This window comes from Maribacter sp. Hel_I_7 (assembly GCF_000688315.1).
In the GTDB taxonomy this organism is placed as follows: domain Bacteria; phylum Bacteroidota; class Bacteroidia; order Flavobacteriales; family Flavobacteriaceae; genus Maribacter; species Maribacter stanieri.
This window is the reverse complement of sequence record NZ_JHZW01000003.1, coordinates 378,981-405,394: the sequence shown is the minus strand read 5'-3', so window position 1 is coordinate 405,394 and position 26,414 is coordinate 378,981. Positions and strand designations below refer to the sequence as shown.

General features: G+C 34.2%; 17 protein-coding genes. 15 read left to right on the top strand and 2 right to left on the bottom strand.

The window, feature by feature from the left end; all coding sequences use genetic code 11:
• Positions 1-72: 72 nt before the first annotated feature.
• The 10 genes from nhaC (at position 73) to ribB (ending at position 9,794) form a co-directional block, all read left to right on the top strand.
• Complete coding sequence (gene nhaC / locus P178_RS0113390; protein ID WP_027066686.1) at positions 73-1,557, top strand: Na+/H+ antiporter NhaC; 1,485 nt, start codon at positions 73-75, stop codon at positions 1,555-1,557.
• Between the two features lie 217 nt (positions 1,558-1,774).
• Entirely contained in the window at positions 1,775-2,419 is a 645-nt protein-coding gene (locus P178_RS0113385; protein ID WP_027066685.1) for a peroxiredoxin, read from the top strand.
• A 69-nt stretch (positions 2,420-2,488) separates the two neighbouring features.
• The gene (locus P178_RS0113380) at positions 2,489-2,803 is read left to right on the top strand and encodes a thioredoxin family protein (protein ID WP_027066684.1); all 315 of its coding nucleotides are present in this window, start codon (positions 2,489-2,491) and stop codon (positions 2,801-2,803) included.
• Entirely contained in the window at positions 2,784-3,041 is a 258-nt protein-coding gene (locus P178_RS0113375) for a DUF6952 family protein (protein WP_027066683.1), read from the top strand. The genes P178_RS0113380 and P178_RS0113375 overlap by 20 nt, the downstream gene beginning before the upstream one ends.
• A gap of 121 nt (positions 3,042-3,162) precedes the next feature.
• The gene (tpx, locus tag P178_RS0113370) at positions 3,163-3,666 is read left to right on the top strand and encodes a thiol peroxidase (protein WP_027066682.1); all 504 of its coding nucleotides are present in this window, start codon (positions 3,163-3,165) and stop codon (positions 3,664-3,666) included.
• A gap of 15 nt (positions 3,667-3,681) precedes the next feature.
• A complete protein-coding gene (locus tag P178_RS0113365; RefSeq protein ID WP_027066681.1) occupies positions 3,682-4,047 on the top strand; it encodes a diacylglycerol kinase in 366 nt (121 codons plus the stop codon).
• Between the two features lie 63 nt (positions 4,048-4,110).
• Positions 4,111-6,483: an FtsK/SpoIIIE family DNA translocase gene (locus P178_RS0113360; protein ID WP_027066680.1), complete on the top strand. Its 2,373-nt coding sequence runs from the start codon at positions 4,111-4,113 to the stop codon at positions 6,481-6,483.
• Positions 6,484-6,496: 13 nt separating this feature from the next.
• Complete coding sequence (locus tag P178_RS0113355) at positions 6,497-7,141, top strand: LolA family protein (RefSeq protein WP_027066679.1); 645 nt, start codon at positions 6,497-6,499, stop codon at positions 7,139-7,141.
• A 74-nt stretch (positions 7,142-7,215) separates the two neighbouring features.
• Positions 7,216-8,655 (top strand): LptF/LptG family permease, encoded by a 1,440-nt coding sequence (locus tag P178_RS0113350; protein ID WP_027066678.1) that lies wholly within the window; start codon positions 7,216-7,218, stop codon positions 8,653-8,655.
• A gap of 2 nt (positions 8,656-8,657) precedes the next feature.
• Positions 8,658-9,794: a 3,4-dihydroxy-2-butanone-4-phosphate synthase gene (gene ribB, locus P178_RS0113345; RefSeq protein ID WP_027066677.1), complete on the top strand. Its 1,137-nt coding sequence runs from the start codon at positions 8,658-8,660 to the stop codon at positions 9,792-9,794.
• Positions 9,795-9,798: 4 nt separating this feature from the next.
• Here the strand turns inward: ribB and P178_RS0113340 are convergent, their stop codons facing one another.
• Both P178_RS0113340 and P178_RS0113335 read right to left on the bottom strand, forming a co-directional pair.
• Positions 9,799-10,992, bottom strand: a complete 1,194-nt coding sequence (locus P178_RS0113340; protein ID WP_027066676.1) for a DegT/DnrJ/EryC1/StrS family aminotransferase — start codon at positions 10,990-10,992, stop codon at positions 9,799-9,801.
• Positions 10,993-11,116: 124 nt separating this feature from the next.
• Positions 11,117-13,255, bottom strand: coding sequence for a thioredoxin domain-containing protein (locus P178_RS0113335; protein WP_027066675.1), 2,139 nt, complete (start codon positions 13,253-13,255; stop codon positions 11,117-11,119).
• 391 nt (positions 13,256-13,646) lie between these two features.
• Here P178_RS0113335 and P178_RS0113330 point away from each other — a divergent pair, with 391 nt between their 5' ends.
• From P178_RS0113330 to P178_RS0113310, 5 genes are all read left to right on the top strand, one after another.
• Entirely contained in the window at positions 13,647-16,646 is a 3,000-nt protein-coding gene (locus tag P178_RS0113330; RefSeq protein WP_036146825.1) for a SusC/RagA family TonB-linked outer membrane protein, read from the top strand.
• Positions 16,647-16,666: 20 nt separating this feature from the next.
• Complete coding sequence (locus P178_RS0113325) at positions 16,667-18,178, top strand: RagB/SusD family nutrient uptake outer membrane protein (RefSeq protein ID WP_027066673.1); 1,512 nt, start codon at positions 16,667-16,669, stop codon at positions 18,176-18,178.
• A gap of 465 nt (positions 18,179-18,643) precedes the next feature.
• Positions 18,644-20,815: an alpha-glucuronidase family glycosyl hydrolase gene (locus P178_RS0113320; protein ID WP_027066672.1), complete on the top strand. Its 2,172-nt coding sequence runs from the start codon at positions 18,644-18,646 to the stop codon at positions 20,813-20,815.
• Positions 20,816-20,880: 65 nt separating this feature from the next.
• Positions 20,881-25,041, top strand: a complete 4,161-nt coding sequence (locus P178_RS0113315; RefSeq protein WP_027066671.1) for a two-component regulator propeller domain-containing protein — start codon at positions 20,881-20,883, stop codon at positions 25,039-25,041.
• A gap of 207 nt (positions 25,042-25,248) precedes the next feature.
• Positions 25,249-26,403, top strand: a complete 1,155-nt coding sequence (locus tag P178_RS0113310; RefSeq protein ID WP_051638302.1) for an endo-1,4-beta-xylanase — start codon at positions 25,249-25,251, stop codon at positions 26,401-26,403.
• Positions 26,404-26,414 lie beyond the last annotated feature (11 nt).

Sequence of the window (26,414 nt, the reverse complement as noted above, 5' to 3'; positions counted from 1 at the left end):
TTCAATTCTAAAACGGGTTTGCACATCCGTAACAGAAATCGTAATATTACGAAGTAACCAAACTTGATTTTAATGTCAGATCAAAATACCAATGAACACAGGGAAAACGAACATATCGTTGACAATAAAGAATTAAGCATATTTGCTGCTTTAATTCCTGTAGTAGCCCTAGTTGCCATGTTGGCCTACAATGTTTACGTATTTGGTGATGATGCCCTAAGTGGTTCTAATCAATTTATATTATTATTAGGTGGTGCCGTTGCTGCCATTGTTGGATTCTTTCATAAAGTTTCTTACAAACAAATGATTGCCGAAGTTGAAGAGAATATAAGATCTACTACAGGAGCTTTACTTATTTTACTAATGGTTGGTGCACTAGCTGGTACATGGCTGGTAAGCGGTATAATACCCGCTATGATTTATTACGGATTACAAATTCTAAATCCAACCATATTTTTAGCGGCATGTGTAATTATTTGTGCAATAATCTCAGTAGCTACAGGAAGCAGCTGGACCACTTCTGCAACAGTGGGTATAGCATTAATAGGTATTGGGGAAGCTTTGGGTATTTCTTTAGGAATGACAGCCGGCGCTGTATTATCGGGCGCTTATTTTGGCGATAAGTTATCACCCTTAAGTGACACCACTAATTTGGCTCCTGCAATGGCTGGTGGCGAGTTGTTCTCTCATATTAAGTATATGCTATGGACAACGGTGCCTACAATAACTGTTACACTAATCGTATTTTTAATAATAGGCTTTAGTTTAGAAACTAACGGGGAAGCTGACGTTGATGCTATTTTAGCATCTATAGATTCTTCTTTTGACATCAATGGATGGTTATTTCTTGTTCCTATAGCCGTAATAGCACTAATAGTTAAGAAAACACCTCCTTTAGCCGCCTTATTGATAGGTACGCTTTTAGCAGCTGTATTTGCGCTTATTTTTCAACCACAAATAGTTGCCGGTATAACCGGAGCAACAGAATTAAGTTTCCAATCTGGCTACCAAGGTATTTTAAAAGCAATAACGGTAAGTACAGATATACCAACCGATAATAAAGCTTTGAGCGATTTATTCTCATCTAAGGGAATGACAGGTATGCTTGGAACCATTTGGTTAATTATTTGCGCCATGTTCTTTGGCGGTATAATGGATGGTATTGGTGCATTGGCTAGAATTACAAAATCTCTACTTAGCATGGCCAAGTCTACATTCGGTCTATTTTTTAGTACCGGTATTAGCTGTATTGTTTTAAACGGGACAGCTTCTGATCAATATTTAGCTATTGTGGTACCTGGTAAAATGTTTGCAAAAGCGTTTAAAGATAGAGGCTTAGCTCCAGAGAACTTAAGTAGAACACTTGAAGATACTGGAACGGTAACTTCTGTATTAATACCTTATAACACCTGTGGCGCATATCATAGCGGTGTGTTAGGTGTTGGTGTAGCCGAGTATTTTGTGTATGCTATCTTTAATTGGTTGAGCCCAATTATGACTTTCATATTTGCGGGTTTTAATATTAAGATAAAAAGACTGACTTCAAAAAAATCCTAAATTTTAATTCTTTTGCCTTTTCACCTTTACACCTACTTCTTTGTTAATTTGACAATTTTGTAGGTGATAATTTATGTCATTCACACAAAATGTTGCGTAAACTAAACGCTATTCAAAATAGTTATTCTTCCATTGAAAATTCTAATTTAGAAAGTCTTTTAACCTCTTATCATGTCTTAATTTTGCTTTATAATTAATTATAAAACGAAAACATATTATGGCATTTGTAGGAAAAAAATTCCCAAATCTTAGTGTTAACGCGATGAACGACATGGGCGACACTTTTAAACTTAACGTATTAGAAGAAGCTCAAAAAAATAATAAAAAAGTGGTTCTTTTCTGGTATCCAAAAGATTTTACTTTTGTTTGCCCTACAGAATTACATGCATTTCAAGCTGCTATTGGTGAGTTCGAAAAAAGAAACACATTAGTAATCGGTGCATCTTGTGATACTCCTGAAGTACACTTTGCATGGTTAAGTACAAGTAAAGATAACGGCGGTATTGAAGGTGTAACTTACCCAATATTAGCAGATAGCAACCGTAACCTATCTAGCGTTTTAGGCATTTTAGATATCCAAAACGAAGTTTACGACGAAGAAACAGAAACAGTTCAAGTTGAAGGTGACAATGTTACTTACAGAGCTACATATATTATTGATGAAGAAGGTGTTGTACAACACGAAAGCATTAACAATATGCCTCTTGGTAGAAACGTTGGTGAGTATTTACGTTTAGTAGATGCCTTAATTCACGTTCAAGAAAAAGGTGAAGTTTGTCCAGCTAACTGGGAAGAAGGTAAAGAAGCAATGTCTGCAAATAGAGACGGTGTTGCTAGCTACCTTTCCACACACGCTAACTAATAAAATTATTGATGAACATGAGGTAATCTATCCCATGTTCATTTTATTAATCCTTAAATAACTTTAATTATGTTATTAGAATTAGAACAAGATAATTTACAGGAAATTATAGACAATAACCCTAATGTAGTTGTACAATATTCTGCATCATGGTGTGGTAACTGTAGAATTATGAAGCCAAAGTTTAAAAAAGAAGCTTCGCAAAATGAGAATATTACTTTTGTTTTAGCAGATGCAGAAAAATTTCCTGAATCTAGAAAGCTAGCAGACGTAAGTAACTTACCTACCTTCGCTTCTTTCGAGAAAGGGAAAATTAAAAATCAGGTTCAAACTAATAAGTATGACCTATTAAAAGATTTGATCAGTGAGATTACCCATAATTAAATTACTGACAGAGTTCATTGAAGAAAAAGATAGCGATTTCGTACTAGAGACTATTGAAACTCTAGAAGCACTAACAGAGTTACCTTCACTAAAAGATGAAGAGCTTGATGTAATTGGCGAATTAATTTCTAATATGTACGGTGCCATAGAGGTTGCGAACAGCATAGAGCAAGGCACACCAAAGAAAGATGCTATGAATCAATTTATGCAGCGTGTTTTAGGCTCTATAGATAAATAATAGCTTTAAAAAATTATAAAGTCCTTTCAAATTTGAAAGGACTTTTTTTTTACCCTATTCCCACTCATTTCAACTTTATATTTTATAATTTCACATTCTCAATTATAAAAAGACAAAAGTTATGGCTTCGGTTACACTAAAAGGAAACGAAATACACACAATAGGAACGCTACCAACCACAGGTGAAAAAGCTCCAGAATTTCAATTAACTAAGAATGACTTATCTACTGTTAAACTTTCAGACTATGAAGGTTCTAGAGTAGTATTAAATATTTTTCCAAGTGTAGATACAGGCACTTGCGCACAATCTGTTCGTCAATTTAATCAAGAAGCAGCAGAATTAGATAATACAATCGTATTATGTATTTCTAAAGATCTTCCTTTCGCACAAGCAAGATTTTGTGGTGCAGAGGGTATTGAAAATGTTGAAATGCTTTCTGATTTTAAAGATGGTAATTTTGGTAAAGGTTACAACGTAGCATTTTCAGACGGACCATTAGCTCCATTACTTTCAAGAGCGGTTGTTGTAGTTGATGAAAAAGGAAACGTATTATATACAGAGCAAGTAGCAGAAACTACAGAAGAGCCAAATTACAAAGCAGCTTTAGAGGCTTTAATGAACTAATAACAAATAACACACATGCCAAAAGAATCCTTTTTGGTCAATCGTATTAAAAGTGTTGGCTTCGCTTTCAAAGGAGCCATACTTTTAATACGTACTGAAGCAAGTATAAAAATTCAGGTTTTCATTGCCATTGTAATGACTGCTGCCGGCTTTTATTTTGAAATATCTCAAACAGAATGGATACTTCAAATTTTTGCCATCGCTATGGTTTTAGGTATTGAAGGTATGAATACTGCCGTAGAAAAGATTGCAGATTATATTCAACCTGAATTTGATGTCAAAATCGGATTTATTAAGGATATTTCTGCCGGGGCTGTTATGTTGGTTTCTATTGCTTCAACTATTATTGGCCTTATCATTTACCTACCAAAGATTCTTTAGGTTAGTTCTTGGTATAACGTAGCTCATCGTAAATTTGTAATTTAGCATCAGAATTAAGTTTTAATGGCAAAAAAGGCAACTAAATCAAAGCCAAAACCTACTAAAAAAGGAACATCATTTAAATTATCCAAACAGAATAAAATCATTTTGGGTAGTTTGTTAATGCTATTTAGTATTGCGCTTTTCTTTTCTTTTATATCCTTTTACTTTAACTGGCAAGATGATCAAAGCTTACTATCTGAATTTAAAGACCGCAATGAATTAGCAAAAAACCTACTGAATAAATTTGGTGCAAGTATTAGCCACTTTTTCATGTACAAAGGTTTTGGATTGGCATCTCTAATATTTCCATTTCTTGTTTGTATTACAGGTATATACCTATTTCTAGGTCTACCAATGAAAGCATTGTTTAAAAAATGGATTTGGGGCTTACTATTTGTTGTTTGGATTTCTATTGCGTTAGGCTTTTTTGCTACTAGCAGTCCTCTACTAGGCGGCTTAGTTGGTTTTGAAATGAATGACTTCTTACAAGATTATGCCGGTAAAATTGGTGTGCTTTTACTATTGGTATTCGGACTTATATTTATCTTGGTACGACTTTTTGAAGTTACCCCAGAGGGAATTTCATCTTTCTTTAAATCAAGAAAAGAAGCTATTTCGACAGAATTTAAAGCCAACCAAGAACGAAAAGCAAATAAGAAAAAAGAAGAGGAAGAATTAATTACCACTTCCCTAGAAGAGGAAGCTCCAGTGATTATTGATACCTACACTCATAAAGAAGAAATTCCTCATTTAGAAAAAGAGGAAAAAATCAAAGATTTTGAAATTACCACTCCAGAGCCCGAAGAAACTTTGGATATGGAAGTGGAACAAGTTATTGAAGAACCAGAAGAAATTGATATTCTTGCCAATAAACTTGTAGATGATTTTGGGGAGTTTGACCCTACTCTAGAATTGGGTAATTACAAATTCCCTACTCTTGATCTTTTAGACCAACATGGTGCTACAGGTGGTATTACCATTAATCAAGAAGAGTTAGAGGAAAACAAGAATAAAATTGTAGATACTCTAAAAAATTACAAAATAGGTATTGCTCAAATAAAAGCAACTATCGGTCCTACTGTAACATTATACGAGATAGTACCTGAAGCTGGCGTTAGAATATCTAAGATTAAGAATCTTGAAGACGATATAGCATTGTCATTGGCTGCGCTTGGTATTCGTATCATCGCCCCTATTCCTGGAAAAGGAACTATTGGTATAGAAGTACCAAATAAAAATTCATCTATCGTTTCTATGCGTTCTGTAATTGCTTCAAGCAAATTTCAGAAAGCAGAAATGGAATTACCAATTGCATTTGGTAAAACCATTAGTAATGAAACATTTGTGGTAGACTTAGCTAAGATGCCTCACTTGTTAATGGCTGGTGCTACAGGACAAGGTAAATCTGTTGGTTTAAATGCAGTATTAACTTCCCTGTTATACAAAAAGCATCCTGCTGAAGTGAAGTTTATTTTGGTAGATCCTAAAAAAGTTGAACTTACGCTGTACAATAAAATAGAACGTCATTTCCTGGCAAAACTTCCAGATTCGGAAGAAGCGATTATTACTGATAACACTAAAGTAATTCATACACTAAATTCACTGTGTATTGAGATGGATAACAGATACGAACTATTGAAATTAGCGATGGTCCGAAACTTAAAAGAATACAATACTAAATTCAAGGCAAGAAAACTGAACCCAAATGACGGGCACAAGTTTTTGCCCTATATAGTACTAGTTATAGATGAGTTTGCAGATTTAATTATGACCGCTGGCAAAGAGGTAGAAACGCCCGTCGCAAGGCTTGCGCAATTGGCAAGAGCAATTGGTATACATTTAATCATTGCAACCCAGAGACCATCTGTAAACGTTATTACAGGTATTATCAAAGCCAACTTCCCTGCGAGATTAGCTTTTAGGGTTACTTCTAAAATAGATTCAAGAACAATTTTAGATACAGCAGGTGCTGACCAATTAATTGGTAGAGGCGATATGTTGTTTACTCAGGGTAATGATGTTACCCGTATACAATGTGCCTTTGTAGACACACCAGAAGTTGCGAAAATTGTTGAATTTATAGGCGCTCAGAGAGCTTATCCAGATGCTCATGAACTACCGGAATATGTTGGTGAAGATTCTGGCACGAGTCTTGATAATAATGTGTCGGATAGGGATGCAAAGTTCCGTGAAGCTGCAGAAGTTATCGTAATTGCACAACAAGGTTCAGCCTCATTAATTCAACGTAAGTTGAAACTAGGTTATAATAGAGCCGGTAGAATTATTGATCAATTAGAAGCGGCAGGAATTGTTGGTCCATTTGAAGGTAGTAAAGCTAGACAGGTATATGTATCTGATATGGTTGCCCTTCAACAAATATTGGATAATGAATAATATTAAAAAAGAGATGAAGAAAATTATTATTGTATTAACGATTATGTTCACAGCAACTTTTGCAAATGCGCAAGGTTCTGACAAAGCAAAAGCTTTACTTGATGAAGTTTATAACAAAGTACAGGGTTATGATAACATCTTTGTTGACTTTAAATTCGATTTAAAGAATGCAGAAGCTGGTATTAACCAAGAAACAAGAGGAGACGTTACTCTTGCAGGCAATAAATATATGTTCAACTATTTAGGATCTCAACAAATTTTCGATGGTAACAAAGTATATACTATTGTACCTGAAAATGAAGAAGTAACTATTGAAGATAAGTCTGATGATGAAAATGCAATGACACCTTCTAAAATGTTGACTTTCTACAAAGAAGGACACAATTATGCTTGGGATATTTTACAAAATGTACAAGGTAGAAAAGTACAGTATGTAAAATTGACACCTATAGATTCTGATACTGAAATAAAATCTAGATTATTAGGTATTGATATGGGTACTAAACATATCTATAAACTTATTGAAACTGGTAAGAACGGTACTAAGACAACAATCACTGTTAATTCTTTTAAAACAGATCAAGATTTGTCCAAAACCTTATTTACTTTTGATGAAGCTAAATATAAGGATGAAGGTTATTTCATTCTAAGAAATTAGAACTATTGAGAATACTAGACCGATATATCCTATCCAGGTTCGTCTTTAATTTTATCAGCTCGTTTGTAATATTGATGTTCATATTCATATTTCAAACGATTTGGCTTTTTATTGATGACCTTGCGGGTAAAGGTCTAGATATAGTAATTATAGGTAAGTTTCTGTTTTATTTAATGCCAGACCTTACTGAAAAAGTACTTCCACTTACGGTGCTTTTGTCTTCCATACTTACGTTTGGTTCCATTGCAGAAAATTATGAATTCGCCGCTATGAAGGCGTCAGGTATTTCTTTGCAGCGCTCCATGCTAAGCTTAATTGTTTTTGTAACGATTTTAGGTGGGGTTACCTTCTTTTTTGCCAATAATGTAATTCCATTATCTCAACGAAAGATATATAATCTCCGTAGAAACATCGCAAAGGTTAAACCTGCAGCTGTAGTATCTGAAGGGGTTTTTAGTGATTTTGAAGGAATGAATATTAAGGTTGATGAGAAATATGGGGATAACGACCGTTTTCTTAAGAATGTTATCATTCATATCAAATCAAAAAACAACCTAAATACCACTGTTATCAAGTCTAAAACGGGAGAATTGATCAGTAGTGAAGAATCTGACATCATTCAATTGGTATTAAAAGATGGGCATTATTATGAGGATGTTACTTCTAAAAGTAATGACAGCAAAATGAAATTCCCTTTTGCCCAAGCAGATTTCGACACGTATACCATGAATATTGAGATACCTGAAATCAATAATGATGAATTAGAAGAAGAGCGCGACATCAGTACTGATAAAATGAAGAATATTTCGCGCCTTTCAAAAGATATTGATTCTTTACGAGGCGATAATTACAGAATAGTACGTGCATTTTCAAAGAATATTGAAAGTAGAACCGGTATGTTTACGCCCTTAGTGGTAGAAAACAATGATTCTACAAAGACCGATATGGTCAGAAAAAAAGACTCAATTATAGAAACTAAGGCGATTAAGTCTAAAGCCAATATTGCCTTTCAAGATTCCATAAAAGAGAACTTTCTTATTATATTTCCTGACTGGCAGCAAATACAGGTTTTAAGTAGTGCCAAAAATTCTACCAGTAGTATTCTAGGTTCTGTAACCGGAAAAAAAGAAGAATTACAAAAGCGATATAAAATATACAATATGCATATTCTTTCGCTTCACAATAAATATGCTTTGGCTTTCTCTTGTATCATCTTGTTTTTTGTTGGAGCTCCGTTGGGCGCTATTATAAGAAAAGGAGGTTTAGGACTGCCAATGGTTATCGCCATCGTATTATTTCTAATCTATTATTTTATAGGAGTTTTTGCCAGTAATTATGCAAAAGAAGGCAATATTCACCCAATGTTGGGCGCTTGGTTAGCTACACTAATAATGCTACCGTTAGGTGTTTATTTAACAAAAAGGGCTACAGAAGATAAAGGAATGATGGATTTCGGTTTTATTGCCGATTTCTTCAAAAAAATATTTAAGAAAAAAGATAAAGCTGATTCTTAACCATGACAGATCTTAGTAAAATACAATTGAATAGCATAGAGGAAGCGATTGAAGATATTCGCCAAGGTAAAGTAATAATTGTAGTAGATGATGAAAATCGTGAAAATGAAGGTGATTTTCTTGCTGCGGCAGAATTAGCAACTCCAGAAACAGTTAATTTTATGGCTACCCATGGTAGAGGGCTTATTTGTGCTCCTTTAACTGAAGGGCGTTGTAAAGATTTAGGATTACATATGATGGTCAGTACCAACACTGACCCATTAGAAACCGCTTTTACCGTATCTGTAGATTTAAGGGGAAAAGGTGTTACCACTGGTATTTCCGCTGGTGATAGGTCCAAAACCGTAATTGCATTAACAGAAAACGATACTAAACCGCACGATTTAGCAAGACCAGGACATATTTTTCCATTGGTAGCGAAGGAAGGTGGCGTTTTAAGAAGAACAGGGCATACAGAAGCCGCCATTGATTTTGCACGACTAGCAGGGTTACAACCTGCGGGTATTATTGTAGAAATAATGAATGAGGACGGTACTATGGCTCGTTTGCCACAATTGATGGAGGTTGCCAGAAAGTTCGATTTAAAAATTGTTTCCATTGAAGACCTTGTTGCCTATAGAATGGAACATGACAGTTTAATTGATAAAGAAACCGATTTTGAAATTACCACTCGTTTTGGCGAATTTAGATTAAGAGCTTATAAGCAAACTACAAACAATCATATTCATATTGCCTTAACAAAGGGTAACTGGTCAGCATCCGATAAAATATTGACCCGTATTAACTCCACCCTTATAAACAATGATATTTTAGGAACATTGACACATAACCCAGACGAGAAGTTAGAGGATATGTTCAATAAAATCAACGAAGAAGGAAAAGGAGCTATTGTTTTCATCAATCAAGATTCAGAATCACTTAATCTACTATCTAGATTAAAAGAACTGAAAGAATTACAAAAACAAGGCATTCACAAGGCACCTAAAATTGAAATGGATAATCGTGATTTTGGCATTGGCGCCCAAATATTACATGATTTAGGTATTCACAAAATGAAGCTCATGACCAATAGCACCCAAGCTAAACGGGTAGGTATCGTTGGTTACGGACTAGAAATTGTTGAATATGTTTCTTATTAATGCTCTAAATAAATTTTTCTAAGACATTTTTCGTTTTAGCGGCACGGTTAGCTACCTCCTCTTCTGTCCAACTTAATTTTATAAGACAAGAGATAGTTCTTCCTATCCATGCATCAGACTTTGAGAAATCAGATTTTGAATAATCAGGTAATTGATCTATAACTTCTTGTGGAAGTTTCCCAAGGGATTTCTTATGGGTTAAATGTTCCCACTTTTTGTAATAATGCCAATTGTTATCAAACCAATAAAAACAAGCATCAATACCCGCTTCTCCTAATGCGGTATGTGCTTCTTTTGCCAATTCTGTTGACGGTAAGAAAAAGGAAAGGAAAGAATAATTTTCTACTCCGCCAGTTGGTACCCTTCTAAAAGAAACATTAGAAAGTGGCTCTAACGAAGTTCTCATCTTACTATAATTCCTTTTCTGAATAGCTAAAAAGTCATCTAAACGTTCTATTTGTGCACACCCAACAGCAGCATTAAGCTCAGAAATTCTAAAATTATACCCTAAGAAAGGATGTGTTTCCGCTCCTCTATTATTACCAACATGATCATGACCATGATCGGAATAATGATCTGCATTCGTCTTATATTTTTCACTATTGGTAATGATTGCTCCGCCTTCGCCACAAGTTATGGTTTTGACATAATCAAAAGAGAAACAGCCCAAATCACCATAGCTTCCTAAAGGCTTACCATCATAGCTACCTCCTATTGCCTGGCAAGCATCTTCTAACAACAATAAATTATGTTTTGTGCAAATCTCTTTCAACGCTTTCAAATCTGCCATAGAACCGCACATATGTACCGGCATGACAACTTTTGTTTTACTGGTAATCGCATTTTCTACAGCTACTGGATCTAGTGTTAAGGTGTCATCAACATCTACCAAAATTGGCACTGCCCCTATGGCTAAAATAGATTCAAAACTAGCTACAAAGGTAAACGTTGGCATAATTACTTCATCCCCTGCTCCTATCCCAGCACTTGCTAATGCAACTGTCAATGCTGCGGTACCACTACTTACCAATTGAGTGTATTTCGATTCCATTCTTTTTGAAAGCGCTTTTTCAAGTTCTAAAGCTTTCCAATGATTATTACGCATTCCATCGAAACCATAACGCATTAACACACCAGAATCTAAAACATCTTGCACTTGCTTTTTCTCACTCTCCCCAAACATCTCGAAACCTGGCATTCTTTTTTATTTAAAATTGTATTACAAATCTTGTATTAAATATTGGTAAAAGCAAAGATTAACTCATTGTTTGAATCCGTACAAAATTATATACGTTCAGTCCTTATCATTAGTTAAAGATCAACTAGAAGTTTTCTAAAACAACCCCCTTATAACCAAAGGATTGCATTTGCCTAAACCCATCTTCTACTGTTTTTACGGGTAATTTACACGTATTATTCTGACATATATAAATGAAAGTTTCATCTTCAACAAAGCGATCTTTAAAAAGTGATATCTCACTTTCAACGGTAGAACCAACTAAAATAGAATTCACCAAATAAAACTTGTTCATTTCTGCAACAATATTTTTCGCATTGTCACCTACCACAACTATTTCGTAAAATGGAAATGCTTGTTGTTGCAAAAGTGTTCCCCATGCACCATAACTGACTGCATGCTTTTCAAAATCTTCAGTAACTAAAGAACTCATTATTTCAGCTTTATTAAGATATGCTGTATTATACTCTAAGTGTCCAATTTGTAAAAAGTTCTGGGCCATTATGGCATTTGCAGAAGGCACAACACCATCTGAAGTATTAATGATACTTGGCACCAAATGGTTAGAAACATTATAATAAAACAATTCAGAATCACTTTTATACTTTTCAACAGCTACATCCATTAATTCCTTAGTAAACTTTAGATATGCCTTATCTAGTGTTACTTCAAATAAACCAAATGTACTTTTGGCTAAAAAAGCATAATCCTCCAAAAACACTTCCTTTTGTTTACTATCCTTAGTATATGAATGCACTAGTTCGTTATTCTTATAGTTGTTCTCCTTTAAATAATTAAATATAGAGATTGCCTCACTTAAATATTCCTCAGTTCCAAAAGCTTTGTATGCTTCTAATAAGCCATCAATTAATAGAGCATTCCAAGAAGTCAGAACTTTATAATCTTTTGTTGGCTTTTCCCTTTTTTGTCGAGCTGTGTATAAAATTGATTTCCATTGCTGAAGCTTTTCTTTTAACTCTGCTTCATTTACAGAATATTTCTTTAAAAAATTGTCTGCTGAAATGGTATTGTTCAAAACAAAATTCCCATTCTCCCATTCTTGATTATCTTGAATGTTATAGTAAGTGGAAAACAATTCATAGTCTTCTTTTAGTAATGATTGCAATTCTTCTTTAGTCCACACGTAATAAGCACCTTCTTCACCACCAGTGTCGGCATCCATAGCACTAAAATATCCACCATCACTATTTCTCATTTCAGTTTGTAAAAACTTAAATGTCTCTTGAATTCTAATTTTATAATCTTCGTTACCGGTAAGTTTATATGCCTTAGACAATAAACTCAACATTTGGGCATTGTCATATAACATCTTTTCAAAATGGGGTACTTTCCATGTATGATCTGTACTATACCTAAAAAAACCACCATCAACGTGATCATAAATCCCGCCTTGCGTAATTTTTTCCAGCGTATTTAAAACATGATTTTTAGCATTATTATCTTGCTGTAAATCTGCATATTCCAATAACATGATCAAATTTGTTGGTAATATAAACTTTTGCTCACCTAGATTACCTCCCCATTCAGAATCCCACATTGTAGCCCATTCAGAAATACCATTGTCAATTTTTTCAGTGGTAATGGCATTTACCATTTGATTGGCAGGTTGTTCATAAACTTCTTGCACACCATCTGCTAGCATAGTTGCGTACTCCAGCATTTTTTCAGGATTCTTTTCATATTCCGTGCTAAATTTCACAAGAACATTCTTCCAATCTTCTTTTTCGTGATAAGTACCTAAATATACCGGGCTACCATTTGGCATAATAATCGCGTTCATTGGCCAACCACCTGTTCCGTTTACCAATTGCAAGGCAGTTTGATACACCATATCTAAATCTGGCCTCTCCTCTCTATCTACTTTTATACTAATAAACTTATCGTTCATCAATTTTGCAACCTCTACATCTTCAAAAGATTCCTCTTCCATAACATGGCACCAGTGGCAAGTTGAATATCCTACACTTAACACCACTAGTTTATTTTCATCAGCAGCTTTTTTGAAGGCATCATCTGACCATGGTTTCCATGCTACAGGATTGTGAGCATGTTGTAATAAATACGGACTAGTTTCATTAATTAAATCGTTAGTAAAATCATGATTCCCGAATTCCCCATTTATATCTTCAGTCTTATTCTGGTTTTTACAAGACCCTAAAATTAGTATGTAAGTAAAAACAAGAAACAAGCTATTAATTTTCATAAGTCTAAAATCTAAATTCAAAGATATATTTAATTTATAAATCCTATCAACTTAGAGATTCTTGACGGACAGATATACTTATGATCAAAAATTCAAAAACATATAAAAATAAATTTCACATTAAGAATTACCCATTTACCTATAGCAAAAAATAAGATTTTGACAATAATAAAGGATAATAATTGCCGTATTACCAATACTTAAACCCGAATTGCATCATTTTTACTAGTGTTCGCTTCATATGTTTTACTGCCAATATAAGCCTCCTTTTATATTTGTTGAGATAGAAAATAATAAATGTATTTTACACACATAATAAGCATAACTTATTATATTCTTAAAGATAACATTAGGACATTCTATCAAATAACAACTTAAAACTTAATTAATTATGACTAAACTCAAAATTACATTCATTGCAATTATTGCAATGTTGGGGCAATTTGCCTACTCACAAACAACTACCGTAACAGGTGTTGTTTCCGACGAGACCGGGGCACCTCTTCCAGGGGCTTCCGTTGTGGTTTCAGGGACCACAAATGGTACCCAAACAGATTTCGATGGAAATTTTACGTTAGCGAACGTGCCGTCTAATGGATCTATAAACATTAGTTACATTGGTTACGTTACCCAGCAAATTTCTGTCAACGGACAATCTTCTATCACGGTTTCTATGCAAATAGATGCCCAAGCACTTGATGAAGTTGTTGTTGTAGGTTATGGCGCTCAAAGTAGAGCTGCAGTAACCGGAGCAATTTCCAGTGTAAAATCTGAAGATCTTAATGCCGTACCCGTTGCTAATGCGACAGAAGCATTACAAGGTAGAGCTGCTGGTGTATCTGTAGTAAATACAGGCGCACCTGGAACAGAGCCTTCTATTACTATTAGAGGTCTTGGTACTTTTGGTAATAACTCACCTTTATTTGTTGTTGACGGTGTTATTGTCGGTAACCTTTCTGGTATCAACCAAAATGATATTGAAACCATAAACGTTTTAAAAGATGCATCTACTACAGCTGTATACGGTGCACAAGGTTCTAACGGGGTAATCATAGTTACTACTAAAAAAGGTAAAAGCGGTAAAACTCAATTATCGTTTAATGCGCATACTGGTTTTCAACAAAATACACAGCGATATGATGTATTGAATACCGAGCAATATTTACAATATGCCAATGAAGCTTTTGGTATTGTACCAAATACTCCATCATCTTCTTCTGGTCTTAACACAAACTGGCAAGATGAAATCTATACTACCGGACTTATTAGAAGTTACGATTTAGCTGCTTCTGGTGGAAGTGAAACTAGCAATTTTAGAATATCTGGTGGATATTTTGAAAGAGAAGGTATCATTATTGAAACCGGATTTCAGAGATATTCTTTTAGAGCTAATAGCGATTTTACTTTTGGTAAATTAAAGTTGGGACAAAACTTCTCTGTTAATTTTAACAAACAAAACCCTGACCCAACAGGTGGTGTTGGTGACCGTTCACTATTAGAGCACGCTATTAAAGCAGCACCGTATTTATCTGTATACAATTCTAATAACCTAGGTGGGTTTCAAGGACCTAACAGTGCTGCTGACGGACAAGATGCTGAAAACCCTGTTAGAATTTTAAAGCATGGTAATGCCGTTAATAATACTTTCGCATTAGTAGGAAACATTTTTGCTGAATATGATATCTTAGATGGTTTAAAATTTAAATCGCAAGTAGGTTTAGATTATTACAAGGGCACTAGTGATAGATTTGTACCATCTTACAATGATGATAGCTTAGGTGCTACACACCAACAGGCTTTTGCAACAATTACCAAGAATACTTCTGCAGGTCAAACTATAATTTATACGAACAGTTTAACATATAACAAAACGATAGCGGATGTTCATAATTTTGAAGCATTGTTATTAGCTGAGAAATTTGATAGCAAAGGTACTAGCTTGAATGCGAGCAGTAGAAACACTGTATCGGATAATATAGATGAGTTATCTAATGAAGATTCTAGTTTACAAAGTACTTCTTTCGAATACAACAGATTAGGTTTCTTAGGAAGATTAAACTACAACTATGATGATAAATATATTGCTGCGGTATCCTTAAGACGTGATGCTTCTTCTAAATTTGGTTCTAACAATCGCTGGGGATGGTTCTCTTCCTATGCTTTAGGTTGGAACATTGCAAAAGAAAACTTCTTGGTAGACACTAATGTAAGTACCTTGAAATTAAGAGGTAGTTTAGGGTATTCTGGAAATGATAGAATCGCTAATTACTTATATAGTGCAACATTGGTAAATAATTTCCTTTATCCTATAGCAGGATCAAATGCCGTGGGTACAACTGCATTTGGCTTGGCAAACCCAGATTTAAAATGGGAGGAAACAAGACAATTGAACGTTGGTATTGATTTAGGTTTCAACAACGATAAATTTACAGCTGCGCTTGAATACTATGAAAACCAAAGTGATGATTTATTAATTAGAGTCCCTACTTCTACATCCTTAGGTATTAACGAAGGTAGTCAAGTGAGAAATGTAGGTGCAGTAGAAACTACTGGTTTTGAATTAAGCTTAGGATACAATGATTTTGAAGGTGATTTCAAATGGTCTGCTAACTTAAACTTATCTACAAGCTCAAACGAAGCAATTTCTTTAGGTGGTGTTGATGAATTAAATGGCGGTAATTTTGAAAACCAAAATATTACAAGAATTACTGAAGGAGAATCATTATTTCACTTTTTCGGATTAGTTACCGATGGTATTTATCAAAACCAAGCTGAAGTAGATGCTGTATTTACAGCGAATCCTGGTCAAACTACAGTACAACCTGGTGATATTAGATTTAAAGATTTAAACAATGATGGTGATATTACCTCAGAGGATAGAGCTATCATAGGTAATCCTCTTCCAGACTTAACTTATGGTTTAAACTTAAGTGCAGATTATAAAAACTGGGATGTTAACATGTTCTGGACAGGTATCTATGGTAGAGATATTTATAATACCAATATTTATGATTTAGAAGGTATGCCTAGATTATTTAATGCAGGTGTCGCTGTATTGGATAGATGGACGCCAACTAACCCATCTAATACAGTTCCTAAAGCTGGTGGTGCACCACAAAACCTTCAACTATCTGATCGTTTTGTTGAAGATGGTTCTTTCTCAAGACTTAAAAACTTAACCATTGGGTACACGCTACCAAATGACGCTTTTGGTCAAGAATTATTCTCAAAATTCAGAATTTATGTTAGTGGTCAAAACTTGATTACCATTACAGATTACACTGGTTTAGACCCTGAAGTAGGAAATGGTGATTTATTCGAATATGGTATTGACAGAGGTGCCTATCCACAGCCTAAAACCTATTTAATGGGATTACAAGTATCATTTTAATTGCTAAAAAGAAAAGAAATATGAAAACAACAAAAATAATTTTTTCAATGTTTACGCTCTTCACCGCAATGGTGATCATAAATGGGTGTAGCGAAAATGACTTGGAGTTAGTTAATCCTAACGGATTATCTCCAGAGACATTTTTTAAGACAGAAGCACAAGTGCAGTCTGCCGTAAACGCAGCATATGCAAACTTACAAACAAGAGGTTTGTACTCTAGGCACATCTTCTTTTCTCAAGATAATATGTCTCATGAGAATGCAGGTAACCCACAATTGGAAGCAGACAAAAAACAATACCTAGATTTTTCTTTTGACTCAAGTCATGGGCCAATAGCAGATTATTGGGAGAGTTGCTATAGAGGGATCAATAAAGCAAATTTTGTTATCGGAAACGAAGAGAGAATCAATGCTATAGATGAATCTGTAGTAAGTCAAGCTACCAAACAAAAATTTTTAGGTGAAGCTAAATTTTTAAGGGCTTTATATAATTTTTTACTGGTAACTAGATTTGGTGATATGCCTTTGATTACAGAAATACCTACTACCACAGAAGGTATTGCTAAATCTTCTGCTGATGACGTTTACGCTTTGATCATTTCTGACTTACAGTCTGCATCTGCAAGTTTACTTGATAAGAGTGAAGAAGCTAACGGTAGGGCTACAAAAGGTGCGGCAATTGCACTTTTAGGTAAAGTATACCTTTATAGAGGCGAGCATGCACTTGCCTTAGCTGAATTTAAAAAATTAACTGGCTACGCGTTAGAGCCAGACTATTTCGATAATTTCAAAGAAGAGACTGAACACGGAATAGAATCAATTTTTGAAATTGAATATGATGATGCTTTAGGAGCTAGTGCAAAATGGGATTCTTCTGTAACAGGGGCAGGTCCTAATGAGGCAACATTTAGAGGTCAAGAATATGGTTTTAATGATTGGTTTAACGTCTACCCTTCTGATGATTTAAAAAATGAATTTGAAGACGGTGATTTAAGATATAATGGCAATTTTTATTATGAAGGTTCAGAATCTGCTATTGGCACTGTTAAAACGGGTCCAGCACCAAACGTAATACCTGAAGGTGAAGTTTACATTCCATTAGAAAGAGAAGTTGCTTGGAAAAAATATCAGAATTACTACAAAGATGCAAATGAAGACCAAGAGTCTGGCATTAACTTTAAATATTTACGATATGCCGATGTATTATTAATGATGGCTGAATGCGAAAATGAAGTAGGCACACAAGATAATGCTATTAATTTAATCAATGAAGTTCGTGAAAGAGCTAGTCTTGACGGTTTAGCTTACGGTCTATCTAAAACAGCTGTTTTTGAAGCTATCGTTCATGAAAGAAAAGTTGAGTTAGCTGGAGAGCAAGTTCGTTTCAACGATATTTTAAGATGGAACCTGACTTCTACAGAATTGGCAGGAACAAACTTCCAAGCTGGTAAAAACGAACTATGGCCAATACCAGATAGAGAAATAACATCTAACGAAAACTTAAGTGCAGCAGACCAAAATCCTGGGTACTAAAATTTTAATATTGAGTTAGTTTAGTTTGATTAAGGCAGCATGTGAAAGCATGCTGCTTTTTTAATTAATATTAAGTTTACTTTTTTTTAGAATCTAAAAACTAACATCTATGAAATTCATTTAAAAGATTTTGAAATACACTTCCAATTTTTTTGATAGCCAAGCAGAAAAAGTTATGGTTATTAATCAAACGTATTAGAATTACCCCACCATTTAATACCTAAACAATTACTTATTATAACGTACAAAGTGGAATTGACGAAAAGGTTATCGTAATTATTTTAAGGCTCTAATTTTAACAGCATTAAGCTCCTGCCCCTAGTGGTTTCACAACAAACAGCGATATCGATTTAATTACATGGTATTTACAAATGATCAACCAAATTGCTAGACCACATTGGCAAACTGCTTTTGAACAAAATAATTCTTAAGTTTAAAGGTAATGTGCCTAAAAACCAATAATTCATGAAACATAAAACCGTATTCATATTAATTTCCTTTTTAAGCCTTGTTGCCCAAAGTCAGAATCTTAATGATTACAAACTTTGGTTGAAATATAATAAAATAGAAAATCACGATTTATCACAAGCGTATTCAAAAACAACAAACGCAGTATATATAGCAAACATAGATGATGTAATTAAAAATGCTAAGAGAGAATTATCATTGGCATTACCTCAAATGTTAGGTACACAGGTAAACTATGAAAGTAGTATTACTAGCGAAACCACATTAATTATTGATGTATTCAATAATCTTCCAGAAGATTTAAAATTAGCCGTTAAAAAAAATATAGAAAACATAGATAAGGAAGGCTTTATAATACAATCAATTTCACGAAACAATACCCCACTTACCATAATAACTTCAAAAGAAGAGATTGGATTATTGTATGGAACATTTAGGTTTTTGCGGGAAATGCAAATGCATGAAAATATATCAGCCAAAACTATTGTGGATAGCCCTAAAATTCAGTTGAGAATGTTGAATCATTGGGACAATTTAGATCGTAGTGTTGAACGTGGTTATGCAGGATTTTCTTTATGGAATTGGCAGAAATTACCAGAATATATAGACCCGCGTTATATTGACTACGCCAGAGCCAATGCATCAATTGGCATAAATGCTACAGTACTTACTAATGTTAATGCGAATGCCTTGGTATTAACTCCTATGTATTTAGAAAAAGTTGAAGCTTTAGCCAATGTGTTTAGAAATTATGGCATACAGGTATATTTAACCGCTCGTTTTTCGGCCCCAATTGAAATAGGAAATTTAGAAACTGCCGATCCATTAGACAAGAACGTGCAAGAATGGTGGTCAAATAAAGCAGCTGAAATTTACAAGCGTATTCCTGATTTTGGTGGTTTCTTGGTCAAAGCAAATTCCGAAGGGCAACCTGGTCCGCAAAATTACGGGCGCAACCATGTAGATGGGGCCAATATGATGGCAACCGCTTTAAAGCCGTTTGGAGGAAATATAATTTGGCGTGCCTTTGTATATTCTGAACATGATGATACCGATAGAGCCAAACAAGCATATGACGAGTTCTTGCCCTATGATGGTAGTTTTAAGGACAATGTGATCGTTCAAGTTAAAAACGGACCAATAGATTTTCAACCTAGAGAGCCTTTTCATCCAATGTTTGGTGCTTACAAGAAAACCCCTCTAGCCATTGAATTCCAAATCACCCAAGAATATTTAGGGTTTAGTACACACCTAGTATTCTTACCTAAACTATTTGAAGAAATTTTAGATATAGATACCTATCAAAAAGGAACAGAATCCACTATTGCTAAAATTATAGATGGTAGCTTATACGGAAACAAACTTACCACTATGGCTGGTGTAGCGAATATTGGAACCGATTTAAATTGGACAGGCCACCCTTTTGCACAAGCTAATTGGTATGGTTTTGGACGTTTAGCATGGGACCCTAATCTAAACTCAGGGCAAATTGCAGATGAATGGATACGCACCACATATACTAATGACAAAGCCTTTGTTGAACCTATTAAAAAAATGATGTTAACATCTCGCGAGGCTGTTGTAAATTATATGAACCCCTTAGGACTGCATCACATTTTTGATACCGGTCACCATTACGGACCAGGACCTTGGGTAGATGATTTGGGTAGGCCAGATTGGAACCCTGTATACTATCATAATGCAGATAAAAACGGTATTGGTTTTGACCGTACTACTTCAGGTAGTAATGCTCTAGAACAATACGCTCCCTTTTTAGAAAAAGCGTATAGTAATACCAATACGATTCCTGAAGAATATTTGCTATGGTTTCATCATTTACCTTGGGATTACAAGCTGAATAATGGTGAAATTCTCTGGGACGGAATAGCTTTAAAATATCAAGAAGGAGTTGATCAAGTTGATGATATGATCAAAACTTGGGAAGCAGCAAAACCATTTTTAAATGAAGAACAATTTAATGAAGTTCATATGCTTCTACAAATTCAACTTAAGGAAGCTAAATGGTGGCGAGACGCCTGTTTATTATATTTTCAAACTTTTTCAAATTTACCATTACCTAAAGGTGTAGAAAAACCGGCCCATTCCTTAGAATATTATCAATCGCTTAAATTTCCATTTGCACCAGGTATTAAACCAAGTTGGAATTAAATAAAAGCATCTCTATAATATAAAGCATAAACTAGCACCTACTAGATAAACATTTTTAGTTTATTATGAAGTACACCTTACTCAACATATTAACTCTACTCCTATTCATAGCATTAACTTTTTCGGGTAATGCCCAAACGATATCGGATAGGTATAATTTTGTGACTATTGATGATGGCATCCCCAAAAGTGCCATCACGGAAATACTCCAAGATAACGATGGTTTAATATGGATAGCAACATATGGTGAAGGACTATATAATTATAATGGCACCGATTTAAAAGCCTTTAAACATAACCCGAACGATAGTACTTCAATTAATAGTTCTATAATCAACACCATCTTTTTAGATTCTAATAAAAATATTTGGGTAGGTACTCAAGAAGGATTAAACCGATACAATAGCACTCTTGATATATTTGAAAGAATTACAAGCGAAAAAGCTAATCCTACCATAGACAACGTACCTATATTTTCTATAAATGAAGACGGCAATGGTAATTTGTTTATTGGTACACAAGCCCATGGTTTATTTATTCTAGACGAAAAATCTTTAATAGCACAAGAAATCAAAGACGATTCTTCATCTAAAGGTTCTAAATCAGTAATAAACGCAATAATTCCCTTACCAGATGGTAATATGATGATTGGCTCTAATTTAGGGTTGTTCATCTATAATGCAGATAAAAAAGTATTAAGTAAGCAACAGATTAATACGGAGTTAAATAGTGACTCTTTTGCGATACAATCTTTATTAATAGATGCAGACAACACTATTTGGGCGGGAACTTATACCAAGGGACTTTTAAAACTCAAAAAACAAGAAGAAGGCTCGTATTATTCAGAGCAATTTGCATTTACCGATAAGCGAATATTTGATATCAAAAAACTAAAAGATGATACTATTATTTGCGCCACTGAAAATGATGGGGTTTTTGTTGTTGATAGTAATGGTAATACCATCTACAATTATACCTATGATAAGTTTGACCCCAATAGTATTCGTTCAAATTCCATTTGGTCCGTTTTTGTAGATGACCAAGAGAGAATATGGTTAGGGTATTATAATAAAGGTATTGGAGTCTTTGATAAGTTATATGATAAATTCTCGCATCTTCAAAGCTTGCCATATAGTGTAAACTCCCTCCAATCGCCATCTGTAACCGGAATAGTTCAAGACAATGAAAATAATTTTTGGATAGGTATTGATGGTGGCGGTATAGATAAATATAATCCCGAAACACAAGAATTTACCCATTTATCTAACGATAAAAACAAAAACTACAAGGCACTTGAAAATTTAGATATTCAAACCCTATTTATAGATAGAAATGAAAATATTTGGGCAGGAACATGGAGTTCAGGCATATACTATCTACCTAAAAACAGGTCCAAAATAATCAACTACAATATTGAGAATACACAAGGTGCGCTATCTTCTAACAGCGTTACTGGTTTTGCCGAAGATTCTAATGGTAATATATGGATATCAACTTTTTTTGGAGGATTACACTCTTTTGATCCTAAGTCTCAAATTATAAATAACCATGCCAATGCCACATTCAATAAGTCATTAGGCAAAGAAAGACATATACGTACTGTACTAATAGACCATAAAGATCATATTTGGATAGGCAGCCCTAACGGACTCATTAAAACGCACTTAAGTGAAAAAAACACATACAAAACAGAAGTTTTCAAGGAGATTATTACAAATTCAGACGAAGTACAAAACAACATTAATTCTAGAGCTTTATTTGAAGATCACAATCACAATATTTGGCTTGGAACATATGGCAAGGGTATATGCAAAATAAACACCAATGCTAACAAGGTAAAATGGTTCAATACTGATAATGGTCTTAATCTAGAAAATATATCTTCAATTATAGAAGATGAGAACAACAATATTTGGGTAAGTGGAGATACAGGGTTATCCATGCTAAACACCGCTTCTTATGAAATTAACAATTACAATAAAAATGATGGCTTACTAGCAAACAACTTCAATTATAATGCTGTTACAAAAGATAAAGATGGAGTGTTATATTTTGGTAATTATGAGGGTATAGATTATTTCGACCCGAATAATATTATTAAAAATGAAAATAAACCTAAAGTTTATTTTACTGATTTTAAATTATTCAACAAATCAGTAAAACCAAATGAACAAGATTCTCCAATACAAAAGAACATTTCAGAAGTAGAACATGTAACGCTGAAACCAAATCAATATGTATTTACAATAGAATTTGCTGCCATAAATTACACTAGAGCAAATAACAATAATTATGCATACTATCTGGAAGGTTTAGAAAATAACTGGAACTATGTGGGTAATACAAGAACCGCCACCTATACCAATCTAAGTCCTGGTGATTATATTTTTCATGTAAAAGCCTCCAATAATGATGGTGTTTGGACAGAAAACTCATTAGAATTACCCATTACGATACTTGCGCCATGGTGGGCTACAACATGGGCAATAATTGGTTATATGATCGCATTTGTTAGTCTTATTTTATTAGTTAATTGGATACTGAGTAAGCGAAGAGAAGAAAGACAAATCATTCAGTTAGAAAGATCACAACGGCAACAAGAAGAAGTTTTAAACGAAAAGAAGATTCAATTTTTCACTAATATTTCACATGAATTCAGGACTCCCCTCACCCTTATCATGAATCCTATTATGGATATTATGGAGACTAATAGTTACAAACTAAATAAAGGGTTAAAAGAAAAGCATAGAATCATCTACAGAAATGCCCAAAGACTTAAAACCCTTATTGATGAATTAATGGATTTTAGAAAACTCCATATTCATAAAATGACATTAAATACTTCAAAAATAGATGCTTATAAATTTGTTAAGGAAATTGCCAAGCACTTTGAAGAAGAGGCTTTTGAAAAGAACATACTACTTACCACAGAAACAGATGACAATAACGAAATGGATTTTTGGGGAGATCCAGGATTATTGGAAAAAGTCATTTTCAACTTGTTGTCCAATTCATTTAAGGCAACACCAGAAAGTGGTGTAATCACGTTAGGAATTTATTCCCATAAAAACAAAGTAGTTTTCCCCTTACTAGATGATTCTAAAATGCATAACGCATTAGAAATTAGTATTGAAGACACAGGTTCAGGTATTAACAAAGATGATATTGAACATATTTTCAAAAGATTCTATCAAGCAACAAATAAAAGTCAGCATTATTTTGGCGGCTCAGGTACAGGTATTGGTCTTGAGTTGGTACAAAGTTTTGTACAGATGCATAAAGGCATCGTAGAAGTAAGTAGCGAAGTTAATCAAGGTACAAAATTTACATTGTTATTTCCATTGGGGAAAGACCATTTTCACTCTTCAGAAATATCCATTCCTTCAGGTAAAGTTTTAAACCTAGATATTAAAGAGGAACATCTAGAAGTAGACCAAAAAATCAATGCAATAAGTAATCTGGATATTGAAAACAAAAAGACCATTTTGGTAGTGGAAGACAATATTGAACTTAGAAATTATTTAAAAAATAAACTTAGAACAGATTATACTGTTGTAGAAGCTGAAAATGGGAAAACCGGTTTACAAATGGCACTTAAGGGAATTCCAGATTTAATAATTTCTGATGTTATTATGCCAGAAATGGATGGTTTTGAATTCTGTACCCATATTAAAGAAAATTTAAAAACGAGTCATATCCCTGTTTTAATGCTTACCGCTAAAGCAATGAGCAGCGATAAAATAAAAGGCATAGATTCTGGTGCAGACGCATATCTTAATAAGCCTTTTGAAATGAAATTATTAAGATCATATATAAAGCGATTAATAGAAACGCGACAACAATTTATAGAGAAGAATATTAATGAGGAAAATAAAATAACCCTTCTTGAAAACACAACCAGTTTAGATAAAACTTTTATGCAAAAAGTGCTAGATTATGTAAACGAAAATCTAGGGGAGCCAGATTTAAACGTTGAACATTTAGCTGATGACATGTCTTTAAGCAGAAGTCAATTGTATAGAAAAATAAAGGCCATTACTGGGATGACCGCCACTGAACTCATCAGAAAAATTAGACTTAAAAAAGCCAAACAAATGATAGAGAGCGGAAGTGAATCTATTAGTGAGGTTGGTTTTAAAGTTGGATTCTCATCCGCATCTTACTTTAGCAAATGTTTTAAGAATGAGTTTGGCATACTACCAACAGAATTAAAAGGGAATTCATAGCAAGTAAGAATATGATTTTCGCTTAGGCTATTAATTGTCAATTCCTTAATTTTTTAAAGCCGAATCTACTTAAAATTCAAATTAGACCACCGCACTATCCCATGATGCAACAAGATTCCTATCTAATGCATCAAATATTACAATGCAAACTAGTTCAAGATTGTATTTTTAAGCCCCTACTAAAATCAAAAAACAACAACAAAAATTATGAAAAGAAATTTAAGGTCTAAACATAAAACATGCATTAAATTTACTTTAATACTTGCCTCAATTTTAATGATTGGCTGTGGAGAAAAAAAGACAACTCCTGAGGTTCAAAAAGAACCCACACTTAAGGAGTCGTTTAAAAGTAATTTTTTAATTGGTAGCGCGGTTAACGACAATCTTGTATCAAAAAAAGATAGTCTTGGCGAACAAATTGTACTAACAGAATACAACACCATTACACCAGAAAATTCAATGAAGTGGATGTATATGGAACCAGAGCAGGGAAAGTTTGAATTTGAGACCGCAGATAAGTATATAGATTTTAGCACCAAAAATGATATTGCTTTTATAGGGCATAACCTTGTTTGGCATAGTCAACTTGCAGGCTGGGTGGAAAAAATAGAGTCAAAAGAAGAACTATCCGCTAGTTTAAAAAACCATGTTCAAACTGTTGCTGCTAGATACTCGGGGAAAATACATGGCTGGGATGTTGTAAACGAAGCGCTAAACGAAGATGGTACCTTAAGAAATTCATTATTTCTAAAACAACTAGGACCAGATTATTTGATCAATTCTTTCAAATGGGCAGAAGAAGCCGACCCTAAGGCGGAGCTCTATTACAATGATTATAACATGACCCGCCAAGAAAAAAGAGCAGGTGCAATTAAGTTGGTTAAGGACATACAAGCAAGCGGCGCTAGAATTGATGGTATTGGAATGCAAGCACATTGGGGTTTAGAAGATCCCACATTAGAGGAAATTGAAACAAGTATATTGGAGTATTCAGATTTAGGCATTCAAGTAATGATTACGGAATTTGATATCACGGTACTACCAAATCCATGGGACTTAGAAGGTGCCGAAGTAAGTCAGAACTTTGAAGGTAGCGAACACATGAATCCCTATACTAAAGAATTACCAGACTCTGTTAATACGCAATTAGCCCAACGTTATAAAGACATCTTCAGCTTATTTAAAAAACACAGCGATAAAATTAGCAGGGTTACTTTTTGGGGCATTAATGACGGTGTATCATGGTTAAACAGTTGGCCAATAGAAGAGAGAACTAATTACCCATTATTATTTGACCGGGAATATATCAGAAAACCAGCTTATTACAGCGTACTCGAAGTTGCAAAAGATAGTGCACTTTAATAAAACGAACC